Annotated in this window: 23 protein-coding genes and 1 tRNA gene; 15 read left to right on the forward strand and 9 right to left on the reverse strand. The window is 61.8% G+C overall.

All coding sequences use genetic code 11. The features are described from left to right. Positions 1–57 precede the first annotated feature (57 nt). The gene (locus P3T16_RS01560) at positions 58–855 is read right to left on the reverse strand and encodes an ArsR/SmtB family transcription factor (protein WP_429340924.1); all 798 of its coding nucleotides are present in this window, start codon (positions 853–855) and stop codon (positions 58–60) included. Positions 856–1117: 262 nt separating this feature from the next. On the opposite strand from P3T16_RS01560, the gene P3T16_RS01565 reads away from it, so the two are divergent. From P3T16_RS01565 to P3T16_RS01585, 5 genes are all read left to right on the forward strand, one after another. Continuing rightward, complete coding sequence (locus P3T16_RS01565; protein WP_429255131.1) at positions 1118–1303, forward strand: hypothetical protein; 186 nt, start codon at positions 1118–1120, stop codon at positions 1301–1303. Positions 1304–1341: 38 nt separating this feature from the next. Continuing rightward, a complete protein-coding gene (gene dbpA, locus P3T16_RS01570) occupies positions 1342–2739 on the forward strand; it encodes an ATP-dependent RNA helicase DbpA (RefSeq protein WP_429340925.1) in 1398 nt (465 codons plus the stop codon). A gap of 162 nt (positions 2740–2901) precedes the next feature. Continuing rightward, entirely contained in the window at positions 2902–4056 is a 1155-nt protein-coding gene (locus tag P3T16_RS01575) for a pyridoxal phosphate-dependent aminotransferase (RefSeq protein ID WP_429340926.1), read from the forward strand. Between the two features lie 10 nt (positions 4057–4066). Next, positions 4067–4921: a carbon-nitrogen hydrolase family protein gene (locus P3T16_RS01580; RefSeq protein ID WP_429340927.1), complete on the forward strand. Its 855-nt coding sequence runs from the start codon at positions 4067–4069 to the stop codon at positions 4919–4921. A 26-nt stretch (positions 4922–4947) separates the two neighbouring features. After that, positions 4948–5730, forward strand: a complete 783-nt coding sequence (locus P3T16_RS01585) for an ABC transporter substrate-binding protein (RefSeq protein ID WP_429255127.1) — start codon at positions 4948–4950, stop codon at positions 5728–5730. A gap of 13 nt (positions 5731–5743) precedes the next feature. On the opposite strand, the gene P3T16_RS01590 is transcribed toward P3T16_RS01585, so the two are convergent. Then, the gene (locus tag P3T16_RS01590) at positions 5744–7195 is read right to left on the reverse strand and encodes a hypothetical protein (RefSeq protein WP_429340928.1); all 1452 of its coding nucleotides are present in this window, start codon (positions 7193–7195) and stop codon (positions 5744–5746) included. A 7-nt stretch (positions 7196–7202) separates the two neighbouring features. Next, positions 7203–8297 (reverse strand): 3-phosphoserine/phosphohydroxythreonine transaminase, encoded by a 1095-nt coding sequence (serC, locus tag P3T16_RS01595; protein ID WP_429340929.1) that lies wholly within the window; start codon positions 8295–8297, stop codon positions 7203–7205. Between the two features lie 426 nt (positions 8298–8723). On the opposite strand from serC, the gene P3T16_RS01600 reads away from it, so the two are divergent. Further along, complete coding sequence (locus P3T16_RS01600) at positions 8724–8942, forward strand: hypothetical protein (RefSeq protein ID WP_429340930.1); 219 nt, start codon at positions 8724–8726, stop codon at positions 8940–8942. 235 nt (positions 8943–9177) lie between these two features. On the opposite strand, the gene P3T16_RS01605 is transcribed toward P3T16_RS01600, so the two are convergent. Next, complete coding sequence (locus tag P3T16_RS01605; protein WP_429340931.1) at positions 9178–11268, reverse strand: Na/Pi cotransporter family protein; 2091 nt, start codon at positions 11266–11268, stop codon at positions 9178–9180. A gap of 328 nt (positions 11269–11596) precedes the next feature. Here P3T16_RS01605 and P3T16_RS01610 point away from each other — a divergent pair, with 328 nt between their 5' ends. After that, positions 11597–12097, forward strand: coding sequence for an NUDIX domain-containing protein (locus P3T16_RS01610; protein WP_429340932.1), 501 nt, complete (start codon positions 11597–11599; stop codon positions 12095–12097). Continuing rightward, positions 12094–12357, forward strand: coding sequence for a hypothetical protein (locus P3T16_RS01615; protein ID WP_429340933.1), 264 nt, complete (start codon positions 12094–12096; stop codon positions 12355–12357). The genes P3T16_RS01610 and P3T16_RS01615 overlap by 4 nt, the downstream gene beginning before the upstream one ends. 273 nt (positions 12358–12630) lie before the next feature. Here the strand turns inward: P3T16_RS01615 and P3T16_RS01620 are convergent. Further along, positions 12631–12706 (reverse strand) — tRNA-Lys (locus tag P3T16_RS01620). A gap of 221 nt (positions 12707–12927) precedes the next feature. Here P3T16_RS01620 and P3T16_RS01625 point away from each other — a divergent pair. Together P3T16_RS01625 and P3T16_RS01630 are read left to right on the forward strand one after the other, a co-directional pair. Then, positions 12928–13332 carry a PaaI family thioesterase gene (locus P3T16_RS01625; RefSeq protein WP_429340934.1) on the forward strand — a complete coding sequence of 135 codons (405 nt, stop codon included), beginning with the start codon at positions 12928–12930 and terminating at the stop codon, positions 13330–13332. 65 nt (positions 13333–13397) lie between these two features. Then, positions 13398–14264, forward strand: coding sequence for a patatin-like phospholipase family protein (locus P3T16_RS01630; RefSeq protein WP_429340935.1), 867 nt, complete (start codon positions 13398–13400; stop codon positions 14262–14264). Positions 14265–14354: 90 nt separating this feature from the next. On the opposite strand, the gene P3T16_RS01635 is transcribed toward P3T16_RS01630, so the two are convergent. Then, the gene (locus tag P3T16_RS01635) at positions 14355–15368 is read right to left on the reverse strand and encodes a D-2-hydroxyacid dehydrogenase family protein (protein ID WP_429255108.1); all 1014 of its coding nucleotides are present in this window, start codon (positions 15366–15368) and stop codon (positions 14355–14357) included. A gap of 349 nt (positions 15369–15717) precedes the next feature. Between P3T16_RS01635 and P3T16_RS01640 the strand changes: the two genes are divergently transcribed. Together P3T16_RS01640 and P3T16_RS01645 are read left to right on the forward strand one after the other, a co-directional pair. Continuing rightward, positions 15718–17574: a phosphoenolpyruvate carboxykinase (GTP) gene (locus tag P3T16_RS01640; protein ID WP_429340936.1), complete on the forward strand. Its 1857-nt coding sequence runs from the start codon at positions 15718–15720 to the stop codon at positions 17572–17574. Between the two features lie 343 nt (positions 17575–17917). Then, positions 17918–19012 carry a LysR family transcriptional regulator gene (locus P3T16_RS01645; protein WP_429340937.1) on the forward strand — a complete coding sequence of 365 codons (1095 nt, stop codon included), beginning with the start codon at positions 17918–17920 and terminating at the stop codon, positions 19010–19012. Between the two features lie 86 nt (positions 19013–19098). Here the strand turns inward: P3T16_RS01645 and P3T16_RS01650 are convergent, their stop codons facing one another. From P3T16_RS01650 to dprA, 3 genes are all read right to left on the reverse strand, one after another. Beyond that, positions 19099–21762: a DNA topoisomerase III gene (locus tag P3T16_RS01650; RefSeq protein WP_429340938.1), complete on the reverse strand. Its 2664-nt coding sequence runs from the start codon at positions 21760–21762 to the stop codon at positions 19099–19101. A 255-nt stretch (positions 21763–22017) separates the two neighbouring features. After that, a complete protein-coding gene (locus P3T16_RS01655) occupies positions 22018–22395 on the reverse strand; it encodes a thioredoxin family protein (protein WP_429255104.1) in 378 nt (125 codons plus the stop codon). A gap of 58 nt (positions 22396–22453) precedes the next feature. Next, entirely contained in the window at positions 22454–23581 is a 1128-nt protein-coding gene (gene dprA / locus P3T16_RS01660) for a DNA-processing protein DprA (protein WP_429340939.1), read from the reverse strand. Positions 23582–23842: 261 nt separating this feature from the next. On the opposite strand from dprA, the gene def reads away from it, so the two are divergent. The 3 genes from def (at position 23843) to P3T16_RS01675 (ending at position 26175) form a co-directional block, all read left to right on the forward strand. Next, positions 23843–24346 carry a peptide deformylase gene (gene def / locus P3T16_RS01665; protein ID WP_429255102.1) on the forward strand — a complete coding sequence of 168 codons (504 nt, stop codon included), beginning with the start codon at positions 23843–23845 and terminating at the stop codon, positions 24344–24346. 29 nt (positions 24347–24375) lie between these two features. Continuing rightward, positions 24376–25362 carry a methionyl-tRNA formyltransferase gene (fmt, locus tag P3T16_RS01670; RefSeq protein ID WP_429255101.1) on the forward strand — a complete coding sequence of 329 codons (987 nt, stop codon included), beginning with the start codon at positions 24376–24378 and terminating at the stop codon, positions 25360–25362. 162 nt (positions 25363–25524) lie between these two features. Continuing rightward, entirely contained in the window at positions 25525–26175 is a 651-nt protein-coding gene (locus tag P3T16_RS01675; RefSeq protein WP_429255100.1) for a LysE family translocator, read from the forward strand. Positions 26176–26248: the final 73 nt, after the last annotated feature.

Here is a 26248-nt window from a genome sequence, read left to right on the forward strand (position 1 = left end):
GGAAACGCGCCACAGCGCGCCCGTTCATCACCAGTGAATTGCGGGCGAAGCCCGCCGTCACGCGCCCGAAGCAGGATCCGGCGCGTACTGCAACGACCCAGGCGTCGTCAGCGTCTCGCCCGTCTCAAGCAGCGTCTTGAGCCCGGAGAGAATCATCGGCCATCCGCCGTACAACTCGGGGTTGGCCTCATCACGCAGCTGATCGTGCGTAACCGTCAGCCGGCACGAATCAGCGATCTGCTGGATCTCCCACGTCACACGCGACGTGCCTTCGCTTTTCACGTCGTCGCTCCACAGCGCGCGGAAGCTCTGCACAAGACGCTTGGGCGGATCGACCTCCAGGTTCTCGCCTTCAAGAATTGCACTGTGAGCCGGGAACCCCACTGTCGGCTGGCTGCCGCTCACGCCTTCGTAGCGCGAACCGGGCGTCCAGTCCGAACTGACGAGCAGGCCAAACGTGTACTTCGCCCGCATCTCCTTATTAGTGATCGCTTCCCACAGGCGTTCCGGTGTCGTCTTGATGTAAATCTCGAACACTTTTTCCATCGTCCTGTCCTCCAGTTGGTGTTTCAGCTCGCTCAGGGTCGAGGCCCAAGGCGCGGCGTACTTGCTCACCCAGCGGTCGTAAATGAGCTGGATCGGGACGACGTTCAGAAAGTGCCGCTTCTCGCGCCCCTGACGACGGGCGACGACAAGCCCTGCCTCTTCCAGCAGCTTCAGATGTTTCATGACGCCAAAACGCGTCATCGGCAGCCGCGCTTCGAGTGCGCTCAACGTCTGCCCGTCTTCCTTGAACAGTTCGTCGAGCAGGCTGCGACGCGTCGGGTCGGCCAGTGCTCTAAATACGTCATCCATGTTTTGTACAATAGGTGACCATATGGTCACATGTCAAGGTGTTCTGTATGGGCCGAAACGCGATTCTTCCGGCGAAATGTGGCCTATTTGTGGTCTATTACGGAGAACGCGGCGTCGCGGTGGGCGAAACCGGTCGGACGGAAAGCGTTTCGTGCGACACTGCCGGGCTTTCGATATAACGCACCACGAAATCCGCGCTGCTTCAGGCTTCGCACACGTGGCAAGCCTCAACAGACAGCCGGATCAGGCGGGAGAATCAACGATGTTTACGTGCAGAAACCAGTCATGCGGCGCCCAGTGGGAACTGTCCGATGTTCTGATCAAGAATGAAGGGCAAGGGCTCTTGTTCCGCTGCCCGATGTGCGGCGCGCGCAATTACGTCGAGCGCTTCGACGCGGACGACGGGACGATCGTCTACGAGCAGATCGAAGGCCGTCCGCTCTCGTAAGCCAGCGCACGCTCATCGCCCCCTCACTGACCAGACACATGAACAAGCCCACTCCCGCCCCTTTCAGCCAGCTACCGCTGCCGCCCGCGATGCTGGCCAACCTCACGCAGCTCGGCTATCTGGAGATGACGCCGATCCAGGCCGCCAGCCTGCCGATCGCGCTCGCCGGCCAGGATCTGATCGCGCAGGCGAAGACCGGCAGCGGCAAGACAGCCGCCTTCTCGCTCGCGCTGCTCGCGCGCCTCGACGTGCGCAACTTCGCCGTGCAGTCGATGGTGCTTTGCCCGACGCGCGAACTCGCCGACCAGGTCACGCAGGAAATCCGCCGTCTCGCGCGCGCCGAAGAAAACATCAAGGTGCTGACGCTGTGCGGCGGCACGCCGATGCGTCCTCAAACGGCGAGCCTCGAACACGGCGCGCATATCGTCGTCGGCACGCCGGGACGGATCATGGATCACCTGGAGCGCGGCAGCCTCGATCTGAAGGCGCTGAACACGCTCGTGCTCGATGAAGCGGACCGCATGCTCGACATGGGTTTCTTCGACGACATCGCGACGGTTGCCCGTCAGTGCCCGAAAGAGCGTCAGACGCTGCTGTTTTCCGCGACCTATCCGGAAGGGATCGGCAAGCTGAGCCAGCAATTCCTGCGTAACCCGAAGGACGTGAAGCTCGAAGAGCGTCATGACGACAGCAAGATTCGCCAGCGCTTCTACGAAGTGACCGAGAACGACCGGCTGCATACCGTCGGCCTGCTGCTGAACCACTACCGGCCGGTCAGCACGATCGCGTTCTGCAACACGAAGCAGCAATGCCGCGATCTGCTCGACGTGCTGCGCGCGCAGGGTTTTCACGCGCTCGCGCTGCACGGCGAACTCGACCAGCGCGAACGCGATCAGGTGCTGATCCAGTTCGCGAACCGCAGCTGTTCGGTGCTCGTCGCAACCGATGTGGCGGCGCGCGGCCTCGATATCGCGCAGCTCGAAGCGGTGATCAACGTCGATGTCACGCCGGATCCGGAAGTGCACGTGCACCGCATCGGCCGCACGGGCCGCGTCGATCAGGAAGGCTGGGCGCTCAGTCTCGCGAGCATGAACGAGATGGGACGCGTCGGCAGCATCGAGCAGGCGAAGGGCCGCGAGGTAGAGTGGCATCAGGTGTCGGAACTGAAACCTGCGAGCAACGCGCCGCTTCTGCCGCCGATGGAAACGCTGCAGATTCTGGGCGGCCGCAAGGAAAAGATCCGTCCGGGCGACGTGCTCGGCGCGCTGACCGGCGACGCGGGTTTCGCCGGATCGCAGATCGGCAAGATCAACGTAACGGAATTTTCTACCTATGTGGCGATCGAGCGCGGCGTCGCGAAGGATGCGCTCCGCAAGCTCAACGCCGGCAAGGTGAAGGGCAAGAAGGTCAAAGTGCGGATGATGGACGAAGAGTAAGCCCATCATGGCGCTCGGCCCCGCCATGAGGTAAACGCATGGCGTGCATGACAAACTTTCGATTGTGGCGGTGTATTGGTTGATGCTTAATCGGCAACAACAAGATGGGATCGCCGTGCGAAGCGCGACCCGTCGATATGCTGTCCGATGGAGAAAACCCTCATGCAGAGCGCCTTTCAAGCCCGCTCGAAATTGCCCGACGTGGGCACGACGATCTTTACCGTCATCGGCCAGCTGGCCGCCGAACACAACGCGCTGAACCTGTCGCAGGGCGCACCGAATTTCGCCCCTGACCCGAAGCTCGTCGAAGGCGTCGCAGAAGCCATGCGCGCCGGTCATAACCAGTACGCGCCAATGGCGGGCATCGGCGCGCTGCGCGAAGCGCTGTCGAACAAGGTCGAGCAGCTGTATGGCGTGCACTACGACCCGTCGAGCGAAGTCACCGTCCTTGCAAGTGCCAGCGAAGGCCTCTATTCGGCGATCAGCGCGCTCGTGCATCCCGGCGACGAGGTGATCTACTTCGAGCCGTCGTTCGACAGCTACGCGCCGATCGTGCGCCTGCAAGGCGCAACGCCGGTACCGATCAAGCTGTCGCTCGAACACTTCCGCGTGGACTGGGACGAAGTCGCCGCCGCGATCACGCCGAAGACGCGCATGATCATCACCAACACGCCGCACAATCCGACCGCGACCGTTTTCAGCGCAGCCGACATCGAGCGCCTGCGAGCCGTTACGCGCAACACGGATATCGTGATCCTCTCCGATGAAGTGTACGAACACGTCGTGTTCGATGGCGCGAAGCATCACAGCATGGCGTGCTATCAGGATCTCGCTGAACGTAGCGTGATTGTGTCGTCGTTCGGCAAGTCATATCACGTGACGGGCTGGCGCGTCGGCTACTGCCTCGCGCCCGCTGCGCTGATGGACGAGATCCGCAAGGTGCACCAGTTCATGGTGTTCTCCGCCGATACGCCGATGCAATACGCGTTCGCCGAAGCGCTGGCGCACAAGGAAAGCTATCTTGGGCTGTCGGCGTTCTATCAGCAGAAGCGTGATCTTCTGAAGAAAGCGTTGAGCGAATCGCGCTTCGAATTGCTGCCGAGCGAAGGGAGCTTCTTCATGCTCGCACGCTTCCGCGGTTTCTCTGACGAAAGCGATAACGACTTCGTACTGCGCCTGATTCGCGATGCGCAGGTCGCGACGATTCCGCTGTCCGCGTTCTACACCGACGGCACCGATTCCGGCCTGATCCGCCTGAGCTTCGCGAAGGATGACGGGACGCTGCGCGAAGGCGCACGCCGTCTCTGTTCGATCTGAGGAGCGCGCGATGAGCGAGATGGAAAAGACGTTGACCGCCGCCGTCGTGCAGATGAGCAGCACCGACGATGTCGCGTACAACCTGGAGCAGGCGCATCACTGGGTGACAGAGGCGGCGCGCGCAGGCGCGACGCTCGTGTGTCTACCGGAATACTTCTGCTGGATTGGCAACGACGAAGCGCAACGTGTCGCGCTCGCCGAGCCCTTCGGCGATGGCCCGATCCAGCACGCGCTCGCGCAACTCGCGCGCGAAACGGGTGTGTGGCTGATCGGCGGCACGGTGCCGATCCGTCCTGAGAGCGGTCCGAAGGCGGGTACGCATGCGTACAACACGTCGCTGCTGTTTGATCCGACGGGCGAGTGCCGTTCGCGTTACGACAAGATCCATCTGTTCAGCTTCAGTCAGGGCGCCGAACAGCACGCCGAAGGCGACACGATGGTCGGTGGCGACAGCGTCGGCACGGCGCAAGGGCCATTCGGCAATCTGCGGCTTTCCGTCTGCTACGACCTGCGCTTTCCCGAGTTGTATCGTGCAGGACCCGCTGCGGACGTCATCGCTGTGCCTGCCGCGTTCACGCATACGACGGGACTCGCGCATTGGGAACTGCTGCTGCGCACACGTGCCGTCGAGAATCAGGCCTACGTGCTCGCTTCCGGCCAGTGCGGCACGCATCCGAATGGATGGAGGACTTTTGGTCACAGTATGATCATCGGACCATGGGGCGAGGTGCTCGCAAGACACGATGACGAGCCTGGCTTCGCGATTGCGACGCTTGGATCGTCGGTGCTCGATGCCGTGCGCGAACGTCTGCCGGTTCTTACACACAAGCGCATCGCGACGCCGTCTGACGTCTCACCACATTAACCCAATAAAAGGAAAGGAGATCAACCATGAAGTTGCTCAGGAACCTGCTGGCGATCGCGTGTGCGTTCGCATCGGTGTCGGCTATCGCGGCCGATGCGACGACGTTGCGCTACGGTCTGGAAGCACAATATCCGCCGTTCGAATCGAAGGGTGCGAATGGTGAACTACAGGGCTTCGATATCGACGTCGGCAACGCAGTCTGCGCGACTGCGCATCTGAAGTGCTCGTGGGTCGAGACATCGTTCGATGGTTTGATCCCCGCGCTGCAGGGCCGCAAGTTCGACGCGATCAACTCAGCGATGAACGCGACGGAGAAGCGTCGTCAGGCGATCGATTTCACGAACATCATCTACCGTGTGCCGACGCAACTGATCGCGCACAACGGCAGCGGCCTGCTGCCGACGCCGGAATCGCTGAAGGGCAAACGTGTCGGCGTGTTGCAGGCTTCGATTCAGGAGACGTACGCAAAGGCGCATTGGGAAGCGGCGGGCGTGAACGTCGTGCCGTATCAGGACCAGAATCAGGTCTATGCGGATCTGCAGTCGGGTCGTCTGGATGCGACGCTGGTGCTCGCGCCGGCGGGTCAGACGGGCTTCCTGTCGCGTCCGGATGGCAAGGACTTCTCATTCGTCGGCCAACCCGTGCGCGATGACAAGATTCTTGGCAGCGGGATTGCGTTCGGCATCCGCAAGGGTGACGAGGCGCTGAAGAAGCAGCTCGATGCGGCGATTGCGAAGGTGCAGGCCGATGGTACGGTGAAGACGCTGGCGCAGAAGTATTTCGGCAATATCGACGTATCGCCGAAGTGAGGGCTTGATCGGGTCAGCGGCGGCTGTTGACAGGTGCAACGGTTCGCCGCGCCTGTAACTGTTCAAACGCGTCGACGATGCGCTCGACGAACCTGTTCTTGTGGGCCAGCGGACCGTCGTCTGCCTCACGATGAACCAGCATGGTCGCGTTGGCTTCGAATACGAACACGCGGCCGTCGGGCAGCAGCGTAAAGTCAATGCCGCCGTAGTCGAGGTCGAGACGCCGACCGATTGCGGCAATCGCGTTCATCGCCCGTTCTCCCAGCGCTCTGCCGCTGTCTTCCAGGAAGCGGCGTTCCTCGTCGATCTTCCAGCCCGCCGTGATCATGTCCGCAGAAAAATAATGCACGATCCAGTGCGATGAAATCGCGAGATGGTAGGGGAACGGCGCCCTGTCGACAAACACGGTTCGGTACTTGCGAAAGTGGCCGTCCGCGCTGCGGAAGTCGTGGAACGTCGTCACGTACTGGGGCGCGTCGAGCTCTTCGAGCGCGGACCACAGCGCGTCGATCGACGTATGCAGCGTCAACCCCTCACCGCCATGTTTCGCAAGCGGACGCGTCAGAACGGGAAAGTCGATGCCTTCGCTGACGAGCCGGGTTGCCAGTATGTCGATCGACCCCGGCATCTGATCGAGCAGGATGCATCGCGCGACTACCACGTCGTCCAGGTTCGCGAGAAGTTCGGGCAGGCGGTTCCGCCGTGTGCGTGCTATCGCTTGTGGCGGGTTGAGTAGCGGGCGCCCGCATCGCTGCGCGAAACGTTCGAGACGGGGCGCGAGCGGCTCCGCGATGTCCGGTTCGCCGATTGCGTTGAAGACCAGATCGAACGGCGGCAACTGGTCGTCTTCCGCGTCGGCGGCGTAGTCGATCGCATACTTGATGCGGTAACTCGTGGTGAACGGAAGCAGGGTGTCGAACGGGACATTGCCCGCGGCGTTGCCGGTGCACAGGATCAACACCCTGCGCGGCGCATTGTCGGCGGGCTCGATATAGATCCGCTGCAGCCGATAGGCGATCGCCCGATGCGTCTGCGCTTTCGCGGCTTCGCCCGTCGAGTCATAAACGGCAGCGAGATTTTGATGCGCCATCGCGAGATCCGGATCGACGCGCAATGCGATCTCGTACCACCGCTTTGCAGGACCATGGTCGCCATGCATGTAGTAGACGGTCGCGATGTTAAAAAGCGGTATGGCCGCAGCCTGCGCCCATGTCTTCGTCATCTCGAACGTCTCAACCCCGATGCCGTGCGCGAGAAAGCCAGTTTCGTTGCCGGCGTCGCGCATCGCGTCAGACATCGCACGATGCAGCCCGACGTTTAGCGGGTCGGCATCCAGCAGGCGCGCCAGGTCGTCAACAGTCTGGGAAACAGGCGCAGTGTTGCTGGATACAGCCGGTTGCATGGCGCCGGATGCGTCGTCATGAGGTTCCGTTTTATCGTCACTGGTCTCGGTGGGAGTCGCCATGGCAGGTTCAAATGCAATGGACAGAGAACGCCGTCAATGCGTCGGCAAGCGTCCCGACGGCCTGAGGGGTGACGGCGTTGTACAGCGAGGCCCGCAGGCCGCCAATCGACCGGTGCCCTTCCAGTCCCACCATGCCTTGTTCCCGCGCGGAGACGAGAAACGCATCGTCGAGCCGCGCATCGCCGAATGTGAAGGCGACGTTCATCTGCGAACGCCAGCGACGATCCGCGTGAACGGTGACGCAATCGCCCAGCGCATCGAGCGCGCCATAGAGGCGCCGCGCCTTTCTTTCGTTGATGTCCTGCATGGCGGTCAGACTCCCGATATCGAAGCGCAGCCAGCGGGTAATCAACGTCAGGACATAGATAGCGAATACCGGTGGCGTGTTGTAGTTCGAGCCGTGCGAAATATGGGTGCGAAAGTCGAGGATGGATGGCAGGCCGTTCGGGATCCGCTCGAGAAGGGACCGGTCGATGATCGCGACAGTGACGCCGGCCGGACCGAGGTTTTTCTGCGCATGCGCGTAGATCATCGAAAACACCCCCGGCCGGATGGGCTTCGACAGAAAGTCCGATGACATGTCCGCGACAAGCGGTACGGCGAACGCTTCTTCGCAGGCCGGGAACTGCAGGCCTTCCACTGTTTCATTCGAGACGTAATGCAGGTACGCGGACGGGCGGGCCACGTCCAGCGTGTAGAGGTCCGGCAATTTCCGGTAACCGCCGGGACGACCGTCCCATGCGATCCTTGTTGTGCGCACTCTGGCTGCTTCCGCCGCCGCCCTCGCGCTCCAGTAACCGGAGCTCACGTATTCGGGCGGCGCACCGGCCCCTGCTGCAAAGTTCATCGGAATCATCGCGAACTGCAGACTGCTGCCGCCCTGAAGAAAGGTGATGGCGTAGTCGTCGGAAATGCCGAGCAGATGACGCAGATTCGATTCGGCTTCGTGCAGGATCGAGTAAAACCAGTCGGACCGGTGACTCATTCCAAGCACCGACAGGCCGGTCTCAGGAAGGGCGGCGATCGCCTCGCGAGTCTGCGCGAGGACAGCTTGCGGCAACGCGCCAGGGCCGCCAGAAAAATTCAGTGAGTTCGGTGTCATGTTTCTTTGCAAGACGGTGTTCGGGTCACGCTCCGCATGGCGTTGCGAGCAGGCGTTCGACGTGCTGGCTACGGTGGTGGGACCAAAAGGCGTACTGACGGCAATGCGTCCGTGAACGGGAGATCGCCTTTTTTGGGCCTGCACCTGTCCCCTTAAACGAGCAGCATAATGACCGCTCCTTTCCGGACGTTTACCGGGGCGTTACCGCAAATTACTTGCAGTTGGCAGTGGAGGACTGACGTCGGTCAGTCGGTGCGAGATGACAGGACCCCAGGCCACGGGCGCGCGTGGGTCGCTGTTGTTTCGGCTTACGCGCTGCTGTGGCGGAAGTGCTCGTTCGCGTTGATACAATCCAATGCTGGTTTCCGTCTTCGACAATTTCTTTTCTACGTCGTGATCGCGTAGGGAACCCGGAGGAGGTCAATCATGAAAGACAGCTTGATCGGCGGCCTGATCGTTTTTGGGCTGCTGCCACTTGCGGCGCTCGCCGCCCCGAACTGCGACGATATCAAGAAGGATTGCCTCGAGACCTACAACGCCGGCATGGCGAAGTGCGGAAGCTACGAGGACAGGCGCGGTCAGCTTTGCAGGGCGGATGCGCAGAACCAGTATCTGTCGTGCGTCCAGGCGGGTGGGTGCAAGTGAAGTGACGTTGCGGCAGTCGGCAATGCCCTTCGCTGGTAAATAAACCATGACCCAAGCCACAGCGAACAGGGCAAGCGGCAAACAGATCTCGAGTGTCGAACGCGTTCTCACGCCCGGTTCTCCCAGTCGGAATCGAGCCGACTTTCAGCTTACTCCCGATAGGGACGTTCGCCATATATGCACTACAACGCGGGCAGTTCGGCGCAACCAGACGCAATGGGAGCCACCGGTCCGATCATCGATTTTTGAATGCGAAAACGACAACGAGGACCGCGACAAGCACTGCAAGCCATTTCAAACTGGCAACAAGCTTGCTGAGCTTATCCACCAGCGCGTTAATCGAATTCGCCTCGCTAATGTTTGTTTGCTGTTGTCCCTCGTGTGCACGCTCGCTGTGATCGAGCGGGCGTAAGCTGACTTTCCCGAAATCGAGTGCGAGATGGACAACGTATCCGCTCGCTATTTCCGGCGATTCCGCAGCGCTGTCTTCCTTGCCAGGTCGGAGGAACAGATACGCATCCCCAGGGAGGTCAGCAAACGCCCGCCCCGACGTATAAACGTTCCTCAGACACAGGCCGACCTTGACCGCAGCGAGCCGGCCGGCCTCAACGCCCTCGATGAGCGCCTTCATGCTGCTTTCCGGCACGTGGCAAGACGCCCACCACTGATCGGGTTCCTGCATCTCCGGGTCCGGGCGGTTATAGCCGAGCCTTGCAGTACCCAGTGGGACGTCCGAGAAAGTTGTACCGAGCGCGTCTTGCCATTCGCGAAGGTCATGCCGGTCTGCCGAACGGATTTCCCTGGCCGCAAAGGAGATCTGGACCACGCACGTGCTGTTCCCGGGTTCGCCAATAATTGACAGACGAACGTCATCGAAGGAAGCGCTCCCACGGACACAGGTAGTCAGGGTGGATTGCGTTTCTCCCTCTGCGGGTTCCAGTTGCTGAACGACCTGGAGATCCTGCAAGGTGAGCCAGAGTGAGCTTATAGGGTAATACGTCGTTGCGTTGCCGTCAGGCCCGACGTGTTCGAGCGAGTGGCCACTGCCCTCTCTCACACCAATTCCACAGTTCCCCTCGCGATAGGCCACGCGGACTTTTTCGTCGAGGCGCGGATGAGCACTCGCCGCGAGTTGCTCAGGATCAGGAGGTGTCAGGTAAGTCCTTGCCGCGCTGTTCGGGCTATCCAGAATATCGCCACGCTGGCGGATCTCCACAATGAGCTGCCGCTCGCGATCTGTCGGTGCCGCACGGGTGCCTGACAGCATCTCGCCAAAACGATCTGCGAGTCGAGGTGCGTTGGGTGCCGCGGTTTCGGGCCCCCCTTTCGGAATCTGCCTCGCGGTAGGATCGGCGCCAGGCGGCTGCTGCGGATCAGCGACCGCCACGAGTGAAGGCAGTAACCGGGTTAAGAGGTTCGCACAGAGAGGGAGTATTGGCAGGAATACACCAGCGAGAACCAGATTGAACAGCGTGTGGAAATCCGCAACCACACGTGCGTTGTCCGGTTCCATGGTAACCATGAAACGGCCGATTGGTCCGAGCGCCGCGAGGGCCGCCACAACGCCGATTAATCGCGTGAGCAGGTTTCCGACCGGAAGCCGCTTCGATACGGGATCGTAGGGTCCTGTGCCCGCCAGCACAGGGTTGATGGCGGTGCCGAGGTTCGCACCCATCACCAGTGCAAAGGCCGTATCGGGAGGAACCACGTTCCGCGCGCAAAGCGAGGTGATGAGCAGAACAGCCGCGACGTTCGAATCCGCGGCCCACGTCAAGCCCGCAGCCAGCAGAACATCGACGACCGGTACGGTGGAAGCAGCGCCCAGCAGCATGCGCAGGCTGGGGGCATCCTCGTAATCGGTCATCAGCTCGAGCAGATGGTGCAGCGCGAGCAGCATCAGGCCCAGACCAATGAACATGCGTCCCAGGTCGTGTGCACGTGTGTTCGATACCTTGCGGAACATCAGCGCGCCGACAAGGATCAGGGCTGGAGAGACGGCGGCCGCGAGGTCGAACGACAGTACCTGCACGATCAATGTCACGCCGACGTTTGCGCCAAGCATGACCGCAAGCGCCGGCACAAGCCCAACGCCCCCCTCAGCGGCGAAGCCCTCAATCATGAGTCCGGTCGTCGCGCTGCTTTGCAATACCGCGGTCGCGCCCGTCCCGGCCAGGAAAGCCCGGAAGTTCCCGCGCAGCGACCTGCCGAGGAGTGACCGAAGACCGGCGCCGAATGCCCGGTGCATGCCGGTTTGAACCATCTGGGTGCCCAACAGCAGCAGAGCAACGGAGCCAGCGAGATCGATCAGCGTGAACGTCGTTATCATGATTCGGACTCCTGGCGTCCAACCGTTGCCCATGCGACTTCGCGACTGCCCCGCCCCTTGTGTGGATGGGCGTCGCAGCGAATGGACGCCGGTTGCCTGAACCCCTTAAGCCATGACTGGCACTCCACTACCCCGGCGTGTGGTCAGCACGCCCAGGTTGCATAAGCAAAAAAGTGCCCGATCGCGTAGTGAGCCAGTCTAACGCGATATCTTCCCGACTGTTGGAGGGGAAAACAACAGTTCTTCACGGATTCCCGCATTCGGCATCGGGGGGCTGTCGGTATGGCGCCTGTGAGACTGCTACGCGGTATTTTGGACAGGACTTACAATGCCCGATAAAGGTCTGCCGGCGTTACGTCACCGCCGGTTTCGACTGATTCTCAAGAAATCAAGCACGCAGGGAGAGGATGAAAGACAGCGCGACCGTTCTATGTGTGCGGGAAAACCGGATTCTGCTGGTTGCCAGAGAACGATCAAGATGGGCGCTACCGGCGGGAGAATCCGTCGGGACGAAACGCCCCTGGAAGCTGCGCTACGTGAACTGGTGGAAGAAACAACGCTTGTGGCTGATGAGTTGACATACCTCTTTCAATTTATCGGTTTCAACACCTTGCACCATGTCTTTTTCGCTGACGTCGCGCGCCATGCTAGCGTTCAGCCCAGCAACGAAATCGCGAAGTGCAGGTGGTTCGCCCCGGTCAAGATAGCGACGCTTTCCGCCAGCATCCCTACTCGTGGAATCGTAGCGCTTTTCTTCCGGTATATCCGCGCTCTGGAATCGGACGACGTCCAGCGGATTTCGCAGCAGGCGGAACGGGTGAGCCCATGAACCGCACTTATCACTATCACGGCTTCGATGTTGAGGTGGCCGTCGAGGCTGACTTCAGCTGGCTGGGCGGACGCAGTGCGTTATCCAGCTTGGGATATTTCGCGGTCGTGAGGGTCTGCAAGGAAGGTGCCGCTCTTGCCGTTTTCTCGCCGTTGCGTTTTGGCGATTCGCCAGGCAAGCCATTTTTCAGCGAAGCCGACGCGCTCATGGCCGGCTATAGCGCGGGACGACGTATCGTCGATGATTTGTTCAGTTCATGACACGCGTCCACGTCGTCCTGGAAACATAGCCTCTCATCCCATCGATTCCCCGACGCTAAATGACTGCAGTGGCGCCGTGACCGGCCGTCCGGCAGCGCCGGACAATTGTTTCTTCATGGCCGAACCCGGACTAAGTGTCGCTTCCGTGGCCTGAAAGGCGGCAGTCCAGAGCGGATGGTATTTGCATTAACCAAATTTGCCTACACCGTGCCTACACGGAACCCAGAAAGCAAAAAGCCCGGTCGTGACGACCGGGCTAAGTGCTTGAATTTTTGGTGGGGCGTGAGTGACTCGAACACTCGACCTACGGATTAAGAGTCCGCTGCTCTACCAACTGAGCTAACGCCCCCAACAGACTGCGAATTATGCACGAGTTCGTTATGCTTGCCTAGCCCCTTTCGCAGATTTCCTAAAAAAATCTATCGGATAGATCCTGCAAGCGTTCAGTGATCGGCAACGCGAATCCCACGCAGACCAGACCCGCCGAAAGGCGCTTGAGAGCCGCGCCCGGTATGATGTCGCGACAACACGCCGCACAACCCATCGCGCGGCTCCAACCGGGGACACACGATGGACGACAACGCAATCCGCGAACTGCTAGACCGCGTACTCGCGCCGTGGGTGCGCTCGCTTGCACTCACACCGGTCAAGGTCGACGAAGAAGGCGCCACGCTACGCCTCCCGTTCTCCGGCGAGCTGCGTCATTCGGGCGGCGTGATCTGCGGCCAGGTCTTCATGGCAGCCGCCGATACGGCGATGGTCGTCGCCATCTCGGCCGCGCTCGATGGCTTTAAACCGATGACCACCGTCTCGCTTAACATCAGCTTCATGCGGGCCGTCCGCAAGGGCGACGTGCTGATCACCGCGCGCGTACTGCGCCTCGGCCGCAATCTTGTGTTTGGCGAAGTCGAATTGTTCGACGAAGACGGCCGTATGGCCGTCCACGCCACCACCACCTACGCACTGCTCGACTAAACCCGGGCGCGCAATATCATCATCGCGCCGCACACACCGCGCCGCACTCAAGGAAAGCAGCAACGATGTTCGATCAGGTCGTATTCGCAGGCGGCGGCAATCGCTGCTGGTGGCAGGCGGGGTTCTGGGATGTCGTCCAGCCAGAACTGAATATCAAGCCGCGCGTCATCTGCGGTATTTCGGCGGGCGCGGCGACTGCGTGCATGCTGTACACGAATGAATCCAGCTGGGTGATGCGCTATTACGAGCACGCGCTACGCGAAAACACGAAAAACGCGTACTGGGGCAACCTGCTGCGCGGAGAGTCGGTGTTTCCGCACTACCGGATCTATCGCCAGGCGCTGCTCGACATCTATGGCGAGCGCTTCGCGTCGCTCGCGAAGGCGCCGGAAATCCGCATCGGCGTGTCGCATCTGCCGCGCTGGCTCGGCGCACGCAGTGCCGTCGCGGCTGGGCTGATCGCGTACAACATCGAAAAGTACGTGCGCAAGACGTTGCATCCGACGCTTGGTCAGACGCTCGGTTTTCATCCGGAGTTTGTGCGCGCGCAGGATTGCGCGACGGTTGAAGATCTCGCCGATCTGATCCTGCAATCGTCGAGTACACCGCCGTTTACGCCGGTTCTGCGGCGCAACGGCCGGCCGGTTCTGGATGGCGGGATGGTCGACAACGTGCCGGTCGGCGCGCTCGATGAAACGCCCGGCACGGTCCTCGTGATGGTGACGCGGTTGTATCCGCGTCCGCAGATGTTTGTTGTGCCGCACGGCACGCAGCAGCGTCTGTATGTTCAGCCGTCGCGCAAGGTGCCGATTTCGAGCTGGGATTACACCAGCCCGTCGCAGATGCAACACGCGTACAACCTTGGGCGCGTCGACGGCGAGCAGTTCCTGCGACGCATGCCGGAACTCATGAAAGCGGCTGCGCACGATTGAGCTGAGCGCCTTGCTGTCGCCGGGCAGGCGCGGCGGCGCTTGCGCTCGCCTGCAACGGAACGCTAACGCCGCCAGCCTGCCGGAAGCGAATTACCGCCGCCGTCCGCCCTGCAACGCTTCCGGATTCGCCACGCTCGATGTATCGCCCGCGTCGAACGCGAGGATGTTCCTGAACGCCGCGCTGAAGTAAAGCTCATAGCTATCCCGTTCGACATAGCCGATGTGCGGCGTGCAGATCACGTTTTCCATTCGCAGCAGGCTGTAGCCTTGCAGAATCGGCTCGCTTTCGTACACGTCGATCGCCACCATGCCCGGCCGGTTGTGCGACAGCGCGCCCATCAGCGCGTTTTCTTCCAGCAGTTCGGCACGGCTCGTGTTCACGAAAAGCGCAGTCGGCTTCATGCGCATCAGGTCTTCCTGCCTGACGATGCCGCGCGTGTCGTCATGCAGACGCAGATGTAGCGACAGCACGTCGCTCTGTTCGAACAGCGCCTCACGGCTTTCAGCGACATCGTAGCCATCTCTCTGCGCGGCCTCGCGCGAGTGCTCGCGGCCCCAGATCAGCACCTTCATGCCAAACGCCTTGCCGTACCCGGCGAGCAGCTGGCCGATCTTGCCGTAGCCCCAGATACCGAGCGTCTGACCGCGCAAAACCGTGCCCAGTCCGAAGTTCGGCGGCAGCGCCGACGTCTTCAACCCCGACTGTTGCCAGGCCCCCTGCTTAAGGTTTGCTACGTATTGCGGAATCCGTCGCTGGGCGGCCATGATGAGTGCCCACGTCAGTTCGGCGGGCGCGATCGGTGAGCCAGTGCCTTCCAGCACGGCGATGCCACGCTCGGTACAAGCCGCCATATCGATGTGGACCGAAGCCTTGCCCGTCTGACTGATCATGCGCAAATGCGGCAACTTATCAAGGAGTTGCGAGGAGATGCGGGTGCGTTCGCGAATCAGCACCAGTGCGTCGGTTTCGGCGAGACGGCTTGCGAGCTGGCCCAGTCCGCGGACGGTGTTGTTAAAAACTTTGACTTCATGGTCGGCGAGCAACTGGAAGCAGTTGAGCTTGCGAACGGCGTCCTGGTAATCGTCGAGGATGGCAATCTTCATGGCGTTGTGTTTTGCTGCGCACCGAGAGGGCGCGGAACGGAGTGATAAGCTGAATGTCCCAACATGTGATTCGCGTCACGTTGGTACTGCGGATTAAAGCCCTGTCGAACGGGGGCCGGAACGCGGCGCCGGTTCTGCAGGCAAGGTTTACACCGTTTTTAACAGTTTGTTGCCAATCGATGCAAGCCGCTTTACAGACGGTTTCGAACAACAGGCTGGTTTGGCCCACGACGACATGCGCAATCATGCGCGCCGGAACATGGGCGCAGCAAGGATTGGACGCCTCTCGCAGGCAGCGTCGCTGGGCTGGTTACCGTTTTTCTCTCAATAACAGAACGGAGACAGCTCGATGAATCATCCCGCATTCAATGGTCAGGCCGCCGTCGAGGCGCCGGCCTGGATCAAACACCGAAAGCTGATCGACTGGGTTCAGCGCGTCGCCGCGTTGACGAAGCCGGAACGCGTCGTCTGGTGCGACGGCTCGCAGGAGGAATACGACCGCCTCTGCAAGCAGATGGTCGCAGCCGGCACGCTCAGGCAGTTGAATCCGGCGAAGCGGCCGAATTCGTACCTCGCGTGCTCCGACCCGTCCGATGTGGCGCGCGTCGAAGATCGCACGTTCATCTGCTCCCAACGCGAAGAGGACGCTGGCCCGACCAACAACTGGATCGCGCCGGCCGAGATGCGCTCGACGCTCGATGGTCTCTTCGATGGCGCGATGCGCGGCCGCACGATGTACGTCGTGCCGTTTTCGATGGGGCCGCTAGGTTCGCCGATCGCGCACATCGGCGTGGAGTTGAGCGACAGCCCTTACGTCGTGACGAACATGCGCATCATGACGCGCATGGGACGCAAGGTGTACGACGTGCTCGGTGAGAACGGCGCGTTCGTGCCATGCGTGCATTCGGTCGGCGCGCCGCTGGCTGCGGGTGCGAAAGACGTGCCGTGGCCGTGCAGCGACACCAAATACATCGTCCATTTCCCCGAAACGCGCGAGATCTGGAGCTACGGCTCGGGCTATGGCGGCAACGCGCTGCTCGGCAAGAAGTGCTTCGCGCTGCGGATTGCGTCGACGATGGGCCGCGACGAAGGCTGGCTCGCCGAACACATGCTGATTCTTGGCGTGACTTCGCCGGAAGGGCGCAAGTATCACGTCGCGGCGGCATTTCCGTCGGCGTGCGGCAAGACCAACTTCGCGATGCTGATTCCGCCGGAAGGCATGAACGGCTGGCAGATTTCGACCATCGGCGACGATATCGCGTGGATCAAGCCGGGCAACGACGGGCGTCTCTACGCGATCAATCCGGAAGCGGGCTACTTCGGCGTTGCGCCGGGCACGAGCGAAAAGACCAACTTCAACGCGATGGCGACGCTAAAGGAAAACGTCATCTTCACGAACGTCGCGCTGACGGACGACGGCGACGTCTGGTGGGAAGGCATGACCGTCGAACCGCCCGCGCATCTCATCGACTGGCAGGGCAAGGACTGGACGCCCGCGATCGCGAAGGAAAGCGGCCGCAAGGCGGCGCACCCGAACGCGCGCTTTACGGCGCCGGCGTCGCAATGTCCTTCGATCGACGCCGACTGGGAGAACCCGGCCGGTGTACCGATCGACGCGTTCATCTTCGGCGGTCGCCGTTCGACCACGGTGCCGCTCGTGACCGAAGCCCGCAACTGGGTTGAAGGCGTCTACATGGCCGCGACGATGGGTTCCGAGACGACAGCGGCCGCGGCGGGCCAGCAGGGGGTCGTGCGCCGCGATCCGTTCGCGATGCTGCCGTTCTGCGGCTACAACATGAGCGACTACTTCGGTCACTGGCTGAAAACCGGCGAGCGCCTCGCGCGTCTGAACGTGCAGATGCCGAAAATCTTCTGCGTGAACTGGTTCCGCAAAGGCGCCGACGGCAAGTTCGTGTGGCCAGGTTTCGGCGAAAACATGCGCGTGCTGCGCTGGATGGTGGACCGCGTCGAAGGCAAGGCGCAGGGCGCGGAACACGCGTTCGGCGTCTCGCCGGGATACGACGACATCGACTGGAGCGGTCTGGACTTCACTCGCGCGCAGTACGACGAAGTAATCTCAGTCGACGATGCCGCCTGGCGTGCGGAGCTCGATCTGCACGCGGAACTGTTCAACACGCTCGAACGCGGCCTTCCGCCTGCGCTTCAGGAAACACGAACGGCATTGGAGAATCGCCTCGCTGTGTAGCAATGTGAGTACACGCTTCGATTTGCCAGACCGCCTTCGGGCGGTCTTTTTTCACGGGCTCACAGAGAGAACATTCTTGCCGCTTTCGTGCCACTTTCGACAGTTACGCAATGCCTTTCGACCTGTTGCGAAACGAATAATCCACGCCGACGCTTCGTGCATTGTTTCTAACATAGGAACAATCGACGATCCGACATCGCGTTAAAGGGCACAATCGCACAAATTTTTATGTAATAGCCGAGTTTCCAGGCAACTTCTGCAGGATTTCCAGAGTCGGAGGAGAATTCGCAGTTCGCTTCGCCTTCCTGGGAAGAAAGAAGCTGTAACACGCAGGAGTTGTCTTATGGATCATTTGCAGTCGATGCGGGTTTTCGTCAGGGTGGCGGATCTCGGTAGCTTTGCCCGCGCAGCCAGCGCGATGGATATCTCTAACGCAGTTGTTACCCGACATGTCGCCGACCTCGAAGGGCGGCTTGGCACGCGGCTCCTCAACCGGACAACCCGCAGCCTTTCGCTGACCGAATCAGGTCAGGTTTATCTCGAACGTGCGCGCCAGATTCTCGACGAGCTGGAAGACGTCGAACAGATGGTGGTGGCGCGCAATCATGAGCCCGTCGGCACGCTGCGCATTGTCGCGCCGGTGGTGTTCGGTTTGCATAACCTCGCGCCGGTGCTACAGACCTACGCCGAGCGCTATCCGAAAGTCATTCCCGACGTCACGCTGGTTGACCGGCAGGTCGATCTCGTCGAGGAAGGATTCGATGTGGGCGTGGTGATCGCGCGGCATATGCGCAGCGCCAGCATCGTCACGCGGCGTTTGACCACGGGTTGCATGACGGTGTGCGCGACGCCGGCGTATCTGGAGAAGCACGGTACGCCGACGCGTCCCGAGCAGCTGGCCGAGCATCCGTGTCTGAGCCTGCCGTCCGAATACTGGGGCGACGAGCGTGTCTTTACGGGCCCGGATGGCGAAGTGCGCGTGCGTCCCACGAACGTGATCGTCGCGAACAACACGGAGATGCTGCGTCAGTTCGCGGCGCTCGGGATGGGCATCGCGATCCTGCCAAGCTACCTGATCGGTCGCGATACGACGCGCGGCAAGCTGGTTCGCCTGCTGAGCGACTACCGTCTGCCGCAGGTCGAGATCAATATCGCTTACCCGAGCCGTCGACATCTGCCGGCGAAGGTGCGCACGTTCATCGATCATCTGGTCGAGCATTTCAACCAGACGCCGAACAGTCTGCTCGGTGAGCAATGGATCAAGGACGGCCTTGTACGCCCGTCCACGCCTGCGATGGCGCCCTCGTCGGACCGGATGCCACCGGAGGCGTTCGACGGCGCAGAGCCGCTGTCGAGCCTGCTCGACAGCGAACTGCCGGCGGCCAAACCGATGAAGACCACCACGCGGACACGGCCGACTGCGCTGTCGCCGCTTTAAGTGATTGAAAAGTAAAAAAGCGCAGCCCGCGGGCTGCGCTTTTTTTATCGCTACGGGCCGTGCGAAACCGGCCCTCGCGCAAGAGCTTACGAACCCGTCTTGCGTGCGACGGCCTTCTTCGCCGGCGCCTTCTTGGCGGCCGTGGTTTTAGTTGCAGCCGCTTTGGTCGCAGTCGTTTTCGCCGCGGTTTTCCTCGCCGGCGCGGCCTTTGCGGTTGCGCCAACCGCTTCCGTTTCGGCTTCCGTGTTTGCGGCCTTCTTCGCTGCCGTCTTTGCAGCTGTCTTCGCTGACGGTTCCTTCTTCTCAAACTCGAAGCCGATCTTGCCGTCGCTCTGCTTGACGAGGAATGCCTTGAAGTTGCGCCCGGTACGCGACGACTTGAAGTTAGTCAGCAGATCGGTGCGCCCTTCTTCGAGCAGTTTCGACATCTGCTCCCGACTGATTTCCTGCTGCAGAATCACCTTGCCCGAGCGGAAGTCACAGGTCTTCGGATTCGCGACCGAGTTCTCGCAGACGAAGCTCATGCCGTGCTCGAACACACGTCCCTTGCACTTTGGACACGCGCCGACTGACTGCTGCTCCGAGAAATCCGGCGCTTCGCCATCTTCGCCGCCCGAATCCTGACCGAAGTCGAACTCGAGCTTGTAGTTCTTCGTTTCGTCGTCGAGCGAGAGCTTGAGGATCGCCGAGAACGGACGACCCATCTTGCTGCGGAAACCCGACAGCGGACCGATCGTCTTGTTTTGCAGCAATTCTTCGACTTCCGGGATCTCGAACTGACGACTGCCCGGAATCTTCGAAATCGAGAACTCGCACTTCGTACACGCGAAGCGGCGGTAGTTCTCTTTGACCTGGCCGCCGCAATTCGGGCACGGCGTTTCGAGCGTCGCGTAATCGCCGGGAATCGTGTCGGAGTCGTATTCCTTCGCGCGCTTGACGATGGTCTGCGTCATGCGGGCGATTTCCTGCATGAACTCGTCGCGCTTGAGTTTGCCGCGCTCCATCTGCGCGAGTTTGTGCTCCCACTCGCCGGTGAGTTCCGGCGCGGTCAGTTCCTCGACGCCAAGACCGCGCAACAGGGTGGTCAGCTGGAACGCCTTCGCGGTCGGAATCAGATCGCGGCCTTCGCGGATCAGATACTTCTCGCCGAGCAGACCTTCGATGATGGCAGCGCGCGTCGCCGGCGTGCCGAGACCCTTGGCCGCCATCGCTTCGCGCAGTTCGTCGTCTTCGACGAGCTTGCCCGCGCCTTCCATCGCCGACAGCAGCGTGGCTTCGTTGTAGCGTGCGGGCGGTTTCGTCACGAGCTGGTGGGCCGCGATCCTGTCTGTCTTGACCTTCTCGTCCTTCTGCACCGGCACGAGGTTCGCATCTTCGCCGCCGATTTCGCGACCGTAGATCTGCAGCCAGCCCGGCTCGACCAGCACCTTGCCTTCAGTCTTGAAGTGATGGCCGACGACTTCCGTGATGCGCGTCGTCACCTTGAACTCGGCCGCCGGGAAGAACACCGCGAGGAAGCGCTTCACGACGAGGTCGTACAGCTTCTGCTCCGGCTCGGAGAGTATCTTCGGCGCCTGCAAGGTGGGGATGATTGCGAAGTGGTCGCTGATCTTCGAGTTGTCGAAGATGCGCTTGTTAGGCTTCACCCAGCCCTTGTCGAGCACCTGCTTCGCGAACGGCAGATAGTTGTTGCTCTCCTTCAGCATATCGAGCGTGCTCTTCACCGTCTCGATATAGTCTTCCGGCAGCGCGCGCGCGTCGGTACGCGGATACGTCAGCACCTTGTGCTTTTCGTACAGCGCCTGTGCGAGACCGAGCGTGTTCTTGGCCGAAAAGCCAAAGCGGCCGTTGGCTTCGCGCTGCAGGCTCGTCAGGTCGAAAAGTGCGGGCGAAAGCTGCGTCGACGGCTTTGATTCTTCGGTAACCGTGCCGATCTGGCCGCGACATGCAGCGACGATCGTCTCAGCGGCAGGCAGCGCCCACAAACGCGAATCGCGCTTCTCCGGATCGAACTCGTCGCGCTTGAACTTCGGGTCGTACCATCGGCCTTCGTAGAAGCCTGCCGAACAGACGAACTCCGCTTTCACTTCCCAATAGTCACGCGGCACGAAACGACGAATCTTTTCTTCGCGCTCGACGACGATCGACAGTGTCGGCGTCTGCACGCGCCCGACGGTCGTCAGGAAGAAGCCGCCGCCCTTGCTGTTGAACGCGGTCATCGCCCGCGTACCGTTGATGCCGACCAGCCAGTCTGCTTCCGAGCGGCAACGCGCGGCATCCGCGAGCGGCTGCATTTCCTCGTCGCTACGCAGACGGGCGAAGCCGTCGCGGATCGCGGCCGGCGTCATCGACTGCAGCCACAGACGTTGCACCGGCTGCTTCGCCTTCGCGTGCTGCGCGATCAGACGGAAAATCAGCTCGCCTTCGCGCCCCGCGTCGCATGCGTTCACGAGCCGGTCGATGTCCTTGCGCTTTAGCAGCTTCGTCAGCAGCTTCAGACGCGACTCGCTTTTTGCGATCGGGTTGAGGTCGAAATGCGGCGGGATGACCGGCAGATGGGCGAAACTCCATTTTCCGCGCTTGACTTCATATTCCTCGGGCGCCGCGATCTCGAGCAGATGCCCGACCGCCGACGAAAGGACATAGTCATCGCTCTCGAAGTATTCGTCATGCTTGGTAAAGCCGCCCAGAGCCCGCGCGATGTCGTTCGCGACGGAAGGCTTTTCGGCGATGATCAGTGCTTTGGACATGACTGGGATGTGAGTATGTGGATCGGGTTTTATGGCCCTTTGACGACCGCTTTATAGCACACGCCACTGAAACGGCGATTCCCGTGCCTAAAAAAAGCGGCTCATCATAATTGGGCGCTCGCTTATCCGGCAAGCGTGGTTCCTTCAGCCGTCGAGGCCCATGCAGCCTTGCTGGCAGCGCTCCACGGTGCTTTTTTCGTGCTTCCCGGCGACGCTTGCCGGGGGTTGATCACCCCCCCCCGTTCGACGATGCTTTCAGGCAACAGCCAGCGCCGGTCGCAGTTTCGGCGCACCGGTCACACCCGGCAGCGCGGCGGATTCTGCAAGCATGCGCTCGACGATGCCGGCTTGCGGCAGCACGGTGCCGAAGAATCGCGTGGTGTGAGCGTCTTCGATCAGGATCGTCGGAAAATTTTCCACATCGAGATCGTCGAAGCGGTCCGCGTGGGTCTCGATGTCGATCCAGGCAAAGCAGATGTCGGGATACCGGTCCGCCAGGCGGTCGAAGGCTTCGCGATACTCGCGGCACGTTCCACACCATTCCGCGCACAGACAGGCGACGAACAGCGTGTCACGGTCGTTGATGCGCCCAGCGATCCGGTCCTGATCGGTGTCGAGATTCAGCGCGGGCATGTCGATTCCTTGCGTATTTATGTCAGGTGCTTTGGCGCGAATGTAGCATGGCGCGCCGTCAGCTGTGGCTGGCCCGAACGAAGCGGCCGCCAGGCAATACGCTGAGATGGCCGCCCAGTTCCAGCTGCAGAAGCGTGGCCTGCAGCGTCGCCTCTCCCATTTCGGTGCGCGCAGCGAGGATTTCAAGCGTGGCGGGCGAATGGCCGAGCGCGTCCAGCAACTGCCGGGCCTCCGGGGCGAGGGAATGGCGTGCACTCGCGGTTTCCCGAAGTGCTGGCGCGACGACTGGAATCTCAAACCCGAGCTCTTCAAGCACGTCCTCCGGTGTCTCGACCAGTTTCGCGCCCTGCTTGATCATCCGGTGACAACCTCGCGCGAGCGGCGCGTGGATCGAGCCGGGAATCGCGAACACATCCCGCCCCATTTCATTCGCGAGCCGCGCGGTGATCAGCGATCCGGAACGCATCGCGGCCTCGACGATGAGCACGCCGCTCGATAGCCCTGCGATCAGCCGGTTGCGCTGGGGAAAGTGCGCGGAGCGGGCGGGCGTGCCGAGCGGCCATTCCGACACGATGGCGCCCGCCGCCGCGATCTGATGCGCAAGCTGATGGTTCGCCGACGGATACACGACATCCGCGCCCGTTCCGATGACCGCAATGGTGCTGCCGGGCCCGTGGAGCGCGCTGCGATGCGCGGCCGCGTCAATGCCGAGCGCGAGCCCGGAGACGACGGCGAGGCCGGCATCCGACAACGCCCGCGCAAACCGGCCCGCATCTTCGACGCCTTGCGGCGTCGCGCTGCGACTGCCGACCACCGCCACGCTTCGTGCGTGGAGCAGGTCGAGCCGTCCCTTTACATATAGCAGCGGCGGCGGGTCGGGCATCGTCAGCAGGGATGGCGGGTAGGCCGGATCGCCCAATGTCAGCACCTGGTTGCCCGGCTCGTCGCGCCACGCGAGGACAGCAGCGAGTTGCCCGTCGAAACCCGCGCCGGGCGGCGTGAGAACAGCACGCGCCGTTGCTTCGTCGCTTGCGGCCGCCAGTGTGGCGAAGGGCTCGCCGAGCAGCGCTTCAGGCAGCCCGAATACATCGAGAAGCGTGCGAAGCGCGGCGGGTTTGAGTCCGCGCGCCGTCGCAAGCCGCAGCCACGCGGCGAGTTCGGTATCGGTCATCGGCAGGGTGCGCATTGCGGGTCAGTCCTTTGCAGTCAGCGGCCGGGCGGTCACCATGCTAAAATTTTCATCATCCGAAATAAAAGCAGTGCCGCGCCCGCCCGCGCGTGCTCTTCAGTCGTGCGTCCGGCGATACGTTGAATCGAACCGGTTCGACCGCATATCCTCCGTATAACCCGATGGGCTCACAAGCTGGCCAGATGGCCATGCGGCCCGGACCGGTATCAGACTGGAAGCGGCAGCGACGCGCGGCGCTCACTCATTCACTTCAAAATCATGGCTTTACTGAACATCCTCAACTATCCCGACAAGCGGTTGCACAAGGTCGCGAAACCCGTCGAAGAGGTCAACGATCGCATTCGCCGGCTCGTCGCCGATATGGCCGAAACGATGTACGCGGCGCCGGGCGTCGGCCTCGCGGCAACGCAGGTGGACGTGCACGAACGCGTGGTCGTGATCGACGTGTCGGAAACGCACGATGAACTGCAGGCGTTCATCAATCCGGAAATCATTTGGTCGAGCAACGAGAGGAAGCTTTCCGAGGAAGGCTGCCTGTCCGTGCCGGGCATCTACGACAACGTCGAGCGCGCCGAAAAAGTGCGCGTGCGGGCGCTCAACGAGAAGGGCGAAACCTTCGAGCTGGACTGCGAGGGCCTGCTCGCCGTGTGTGTCCAGCACGAGATGGATCACCTGATGGGCCACGTGTTCGTCGAATACCTGTCACCGCTCAAGCAGACGCGCATCAAGGGCAAGATGAAGAAGCTCGCGCACGCGATGTAACGCGTTTCCATCCTGCACATTCCCCATTCATGAGCCATTCGCTGCGCGTCATTTTTGCTGGTACGCCGGAGTTCGCCGCCGAGGCGCTGGCTGCGATTCACGCAGCCGGATTTCCGGTGCCACTCGTCCTCACACAGCCCGACCGCCCTGCCGGCCGCGGCATGAAACTGCAGGCGAGCCCGGTCAAACGCTTCGCGCAGGAACACGACCTCACTGTCGCGCAACCGCCGTCGCTGCGTAGAAACGGCAAATATCCGGCTGAAGCGATCGCCGCGATCGACCAGTTGCGTGCGACACCACACGACGTCATGGTCGTTGCCGCCTACGGGCTGTTGCTGCCGCAGGAAGTGCTCGATATTCCGCCGCACGGCTGCATCAACATTCACGCATCGCTGCTGCCGCGCTGGCGCGGCGCCGCGCCGATTCATCGCGCGCTCGAGGCCGGTGACGTCGAGACGGGCATCACGCTGATGCAGATGGACGTCGGCCTCGATACCGGCGCGATGATTTCCGAAGCCAGGACGCCGATCTATCCCGACGACACCACCGCCACGCTGCACGACCGTCTGGCGAAAGCTGGCGCCACGCTGATCGTCGACGCACTCGTCGAACTGGAGCGTTCCGGCAAGCTGTCCTCCACACCGCAACCCACCGACGGTGCGACGTATGCCGAAAAGATCGCTAAGCACGAGGCGGCGCTCGACTGGCGGCGGCCCGCCGCCGAGCTGGCCCGTCAGGTTCGCGCGTTCGACCCGTTCCCCGGCGGCGTCGCGACACTTGAAGACGGCACCGCACTGAAAATCTGGGCTGCCGAAGCAGTTGATCCAGCACGTGAAGCCGCGCCTGGTATGATCGTCGAGGTCTCGCCGGAAGGCGTGGTCGTAGCGAGCGGCGGCGGCGCGTTGCGTCTCACGCAACTGCAGAAGCCCGGCGGCAAGCGCCTGCCTGCGCGCGAATTCCTGGCCGGCGCGACACTCGCCGCCGGGCAGCATTTCAAACTGCCTGAATCGCAGTAAACGCTGCGCCATCCGGGCCGCGGCGCCGGCACGTCCTCGTCGCTAAAGCAAAATCGTGGAGCCGCGAGCGCCGCGGCGCCATATGCCGTTCGGTCAGGTCGCGCCGCGTCCTCGCCGCGCGTTAGAATCGTTTTTGCACTGCCCACGCGCCCGAGGCTTCTCATGTTTGGCATCACCCATTTTGCTTTTTTTATCGTCGCGGTTTTCCTTCTGAACGTGACGCCCGGACCCGACACGGCCTACATCGTCGGGCGGAGCGTCGCGCAGGGCCGCGGCGCGGGGTTAGTGTCGGTGCTTGGCATTTCCGCTGGCTGTTGCGTGCATTCACTTGCCTGCGCGTTCGGCCTGACCGCGCTGCTTGCCGCGTCGGCCACGGCGTTTTCCGTCATCAAGTTCGTCGGCGCGATCTATCTGATCTATCTCGGCGCACGCCTGATCTTCGCAAAGCAGTCGGCAGAGACGCCCGCTGCGGCACAAGCCTCGCCGCGCGCGGCCGGCGCGCCGAAATCGCTGCGCCAGCTTTTCCTGCAAGGTTTCTGGACCAATGTGCTGAACCCGAAGGTCGTGCTGTTCTTCGTGTCGTTTTTCCCGCAGTTCGTCACCGCCGATAGCGAGCATAAAACGCTCGCCTTCCTCGCGCTCGGCGTGGTGTTCGTCGTCATGAGCCTGGTGTGGAACAGCTTCGTTGCGTGGATCGCGGGTAGTGTTACCCAGCGCTTCTCTGGCAAGCCGGGCGTGAAGAAATGGCTCGACCGGGGTGTGGGCAGCGCTTTCGTCGGTCTCGGCATCAAACTCGCCACCGCATCACGCTGATTGAATTTTCCTTGCGCGCCCTTATCTAACAAATCGCTTACAATCGGTCGCCGCAAGCAGGCGGCTTCAAAGT

This window comes from Paraburkholderia sp. GAS42 (assembly GCF_050436565.1).
Classification (GTDB): Bacteria; Pseudomonadota; Gammaproteobacteria; order Burkholderiales; family Burkholderiaceae; genus Paraburkholderia.

Bases quoted from the DNA above. Each gene is read 5' to 3' on its own strand.
- P3T16_RS01560 (WP_429340924.1), bottom strand. From the start codon at position 855: ATGGATGACGTATTTAGAGCACTGGCCGACCCGACGCGTCGCAGCCTG.
- P3T16_RS01565 (WP_429255131.1), top strand. From the start codon at position 1,118: ATGTTTACGTGCAGAAACCAGTCATGCGGCGCCCAGTGGGAACTGTCC.
- dbpA (WP_429340925.1), top strand. From the start codon at position 1,342: ATGAACAAGCCCACTCCCGCCCCTTTCAGCCAGCTACCGCTGCCGCCC.
- P3T16_RS01575 (WP_429340926.1), top strand. From the start codon at position 2,902: ATGCAGAGCGCCTTTCAAGCCCGCTCGAAATTGCCCGACGTGGGCACG.
- P3T16_RS01580 (WP_429340927.1), top strand. From the start codon at position 4,067: ATGAGCGAGATGGAAAAGACGTTGACCGCCGCCGTCGTGCAGATGAGC.
- P3T16_RS01585 (WP_429255127.1), top strand. From the start codon at position 4,948: ATGAAGTTGCTCAGGAACCTGCTGGCGATCGCGTGTGCGTTCGCATCG.
- P3T16_RS01590 (WP_429340928.1), bottom strand. From the start codon at position 7,195: ATGGCGACTCCCACCGAGACCAGTGACGATAAAACGGAACCTCATGAC.
- serC (WP_429340929.1), bottom strand. From the start codon at position 8,297: ATGACACCGAACTCACTGAATTTTTCTGGCGGCCCTGGCGCGTTGCCG.
- P3T16_RS01600 (WP_429340930.1), top strand. From the start codon at position 8,724: ATGAAAGACAGCTTGATCGGCGGCCTGATCGTTTTTGGGCTGCTGCCA.
- P3T16_RS01605 (WP_429340931.1), bottom strand. From the start codon at position 11,268: ATGATAACGACGTTCACGCTGATCGATCTCGCTGGCTCCGTTGCTCTG.
- P3T16_RS01610 (WP_429340932.1), top strand. From the start codon at position 11,597: ATGCCCGATAAAGGTCTGCCGGCGTTACGTCACCGCCGGTTTCGACTG.
- P3T16_RS01615 (WP_429340933.1), top strand. From the start codon at position 12,094: ATGAACCGCACTTATCACTATCACGGCTTCGATGTTGAGGTGGCCGTC.
- P3T16_RS01625 (WP_429340934.1), top strand. From the start codon at position 12,928: ATGGACGACAACGCAATCCGCGAACTGCTAGACCGCGTACTCGCGCCG.
- P3T16_RS01630 (WP_429340935.1), top strand. From the start codon at position 13,398: ATGTTCGATCAGGTCGTATTCGCAGGCGGCGGCAATCGCTGCTGGTGG.
- P3T16_RS01635 (WP_429255108.1), bottom strand. From the start codon at position 15,368: ATGAAGATTGCCATCCTCGACGATTACCAGGACGCCGTTCGCAAGCTC.
- P3T16_RS01640 (WP_429340936.1), top strand. From the start codon at position 15,718: ATGAATCATCCCGCATTCAATGGTCAGGCCGCCGTCGAGGCGCCGGCC.
- P3T16_RS01645 (WP_429340937.1), top strand. From the start codon at position 17,918: ATGGATCATTTGCAGTCGATGCGGGTTTTCGTCAGGGTGGCGGATCTC.
- P3T16_RS01650 (WP_429340938.1), bottom strand. From the start codon at position 21,762: ATGTCCAAAGCACTGATCATCGCCGAAAAGCCTTCCGTCGCGAACGAC.
- P3T16_RS01655 (WP_429255104.1), bottom strand. From the start codon at position 22,395: ATGCCCGCGCTGAATCTCGACACCGATCAGGACCGGATCGCTGGGCGC.
- dprA (WP_429340939.1), bottom strand. From the start codon at position 23,581: ATGCGCACCCTGCCGATGACCGATACCGAACTCGCCGCGTGGCTGCGG.
- def (WP_429255102.1), top strand. From the start codon at position 23,843: ATGGCTTTACTGAACATCCTCAACTATCCCGACAAGCGGTTGCACAAG.
- fmt (WP_429255101.1), top strand. From the start codon at position 24,376: ATGAGCCATTCGCTGCGCGTCATTTTTGCTGGTACGCCGGAGTTCGCC.
- P3T16_RS01675 (WP_429255100.1), top strand. From the start codon at position 25,525: ATGTTTGGCATCACCCATTTTGCTTTTTTTATCGTCGCGGTTTTCCTT.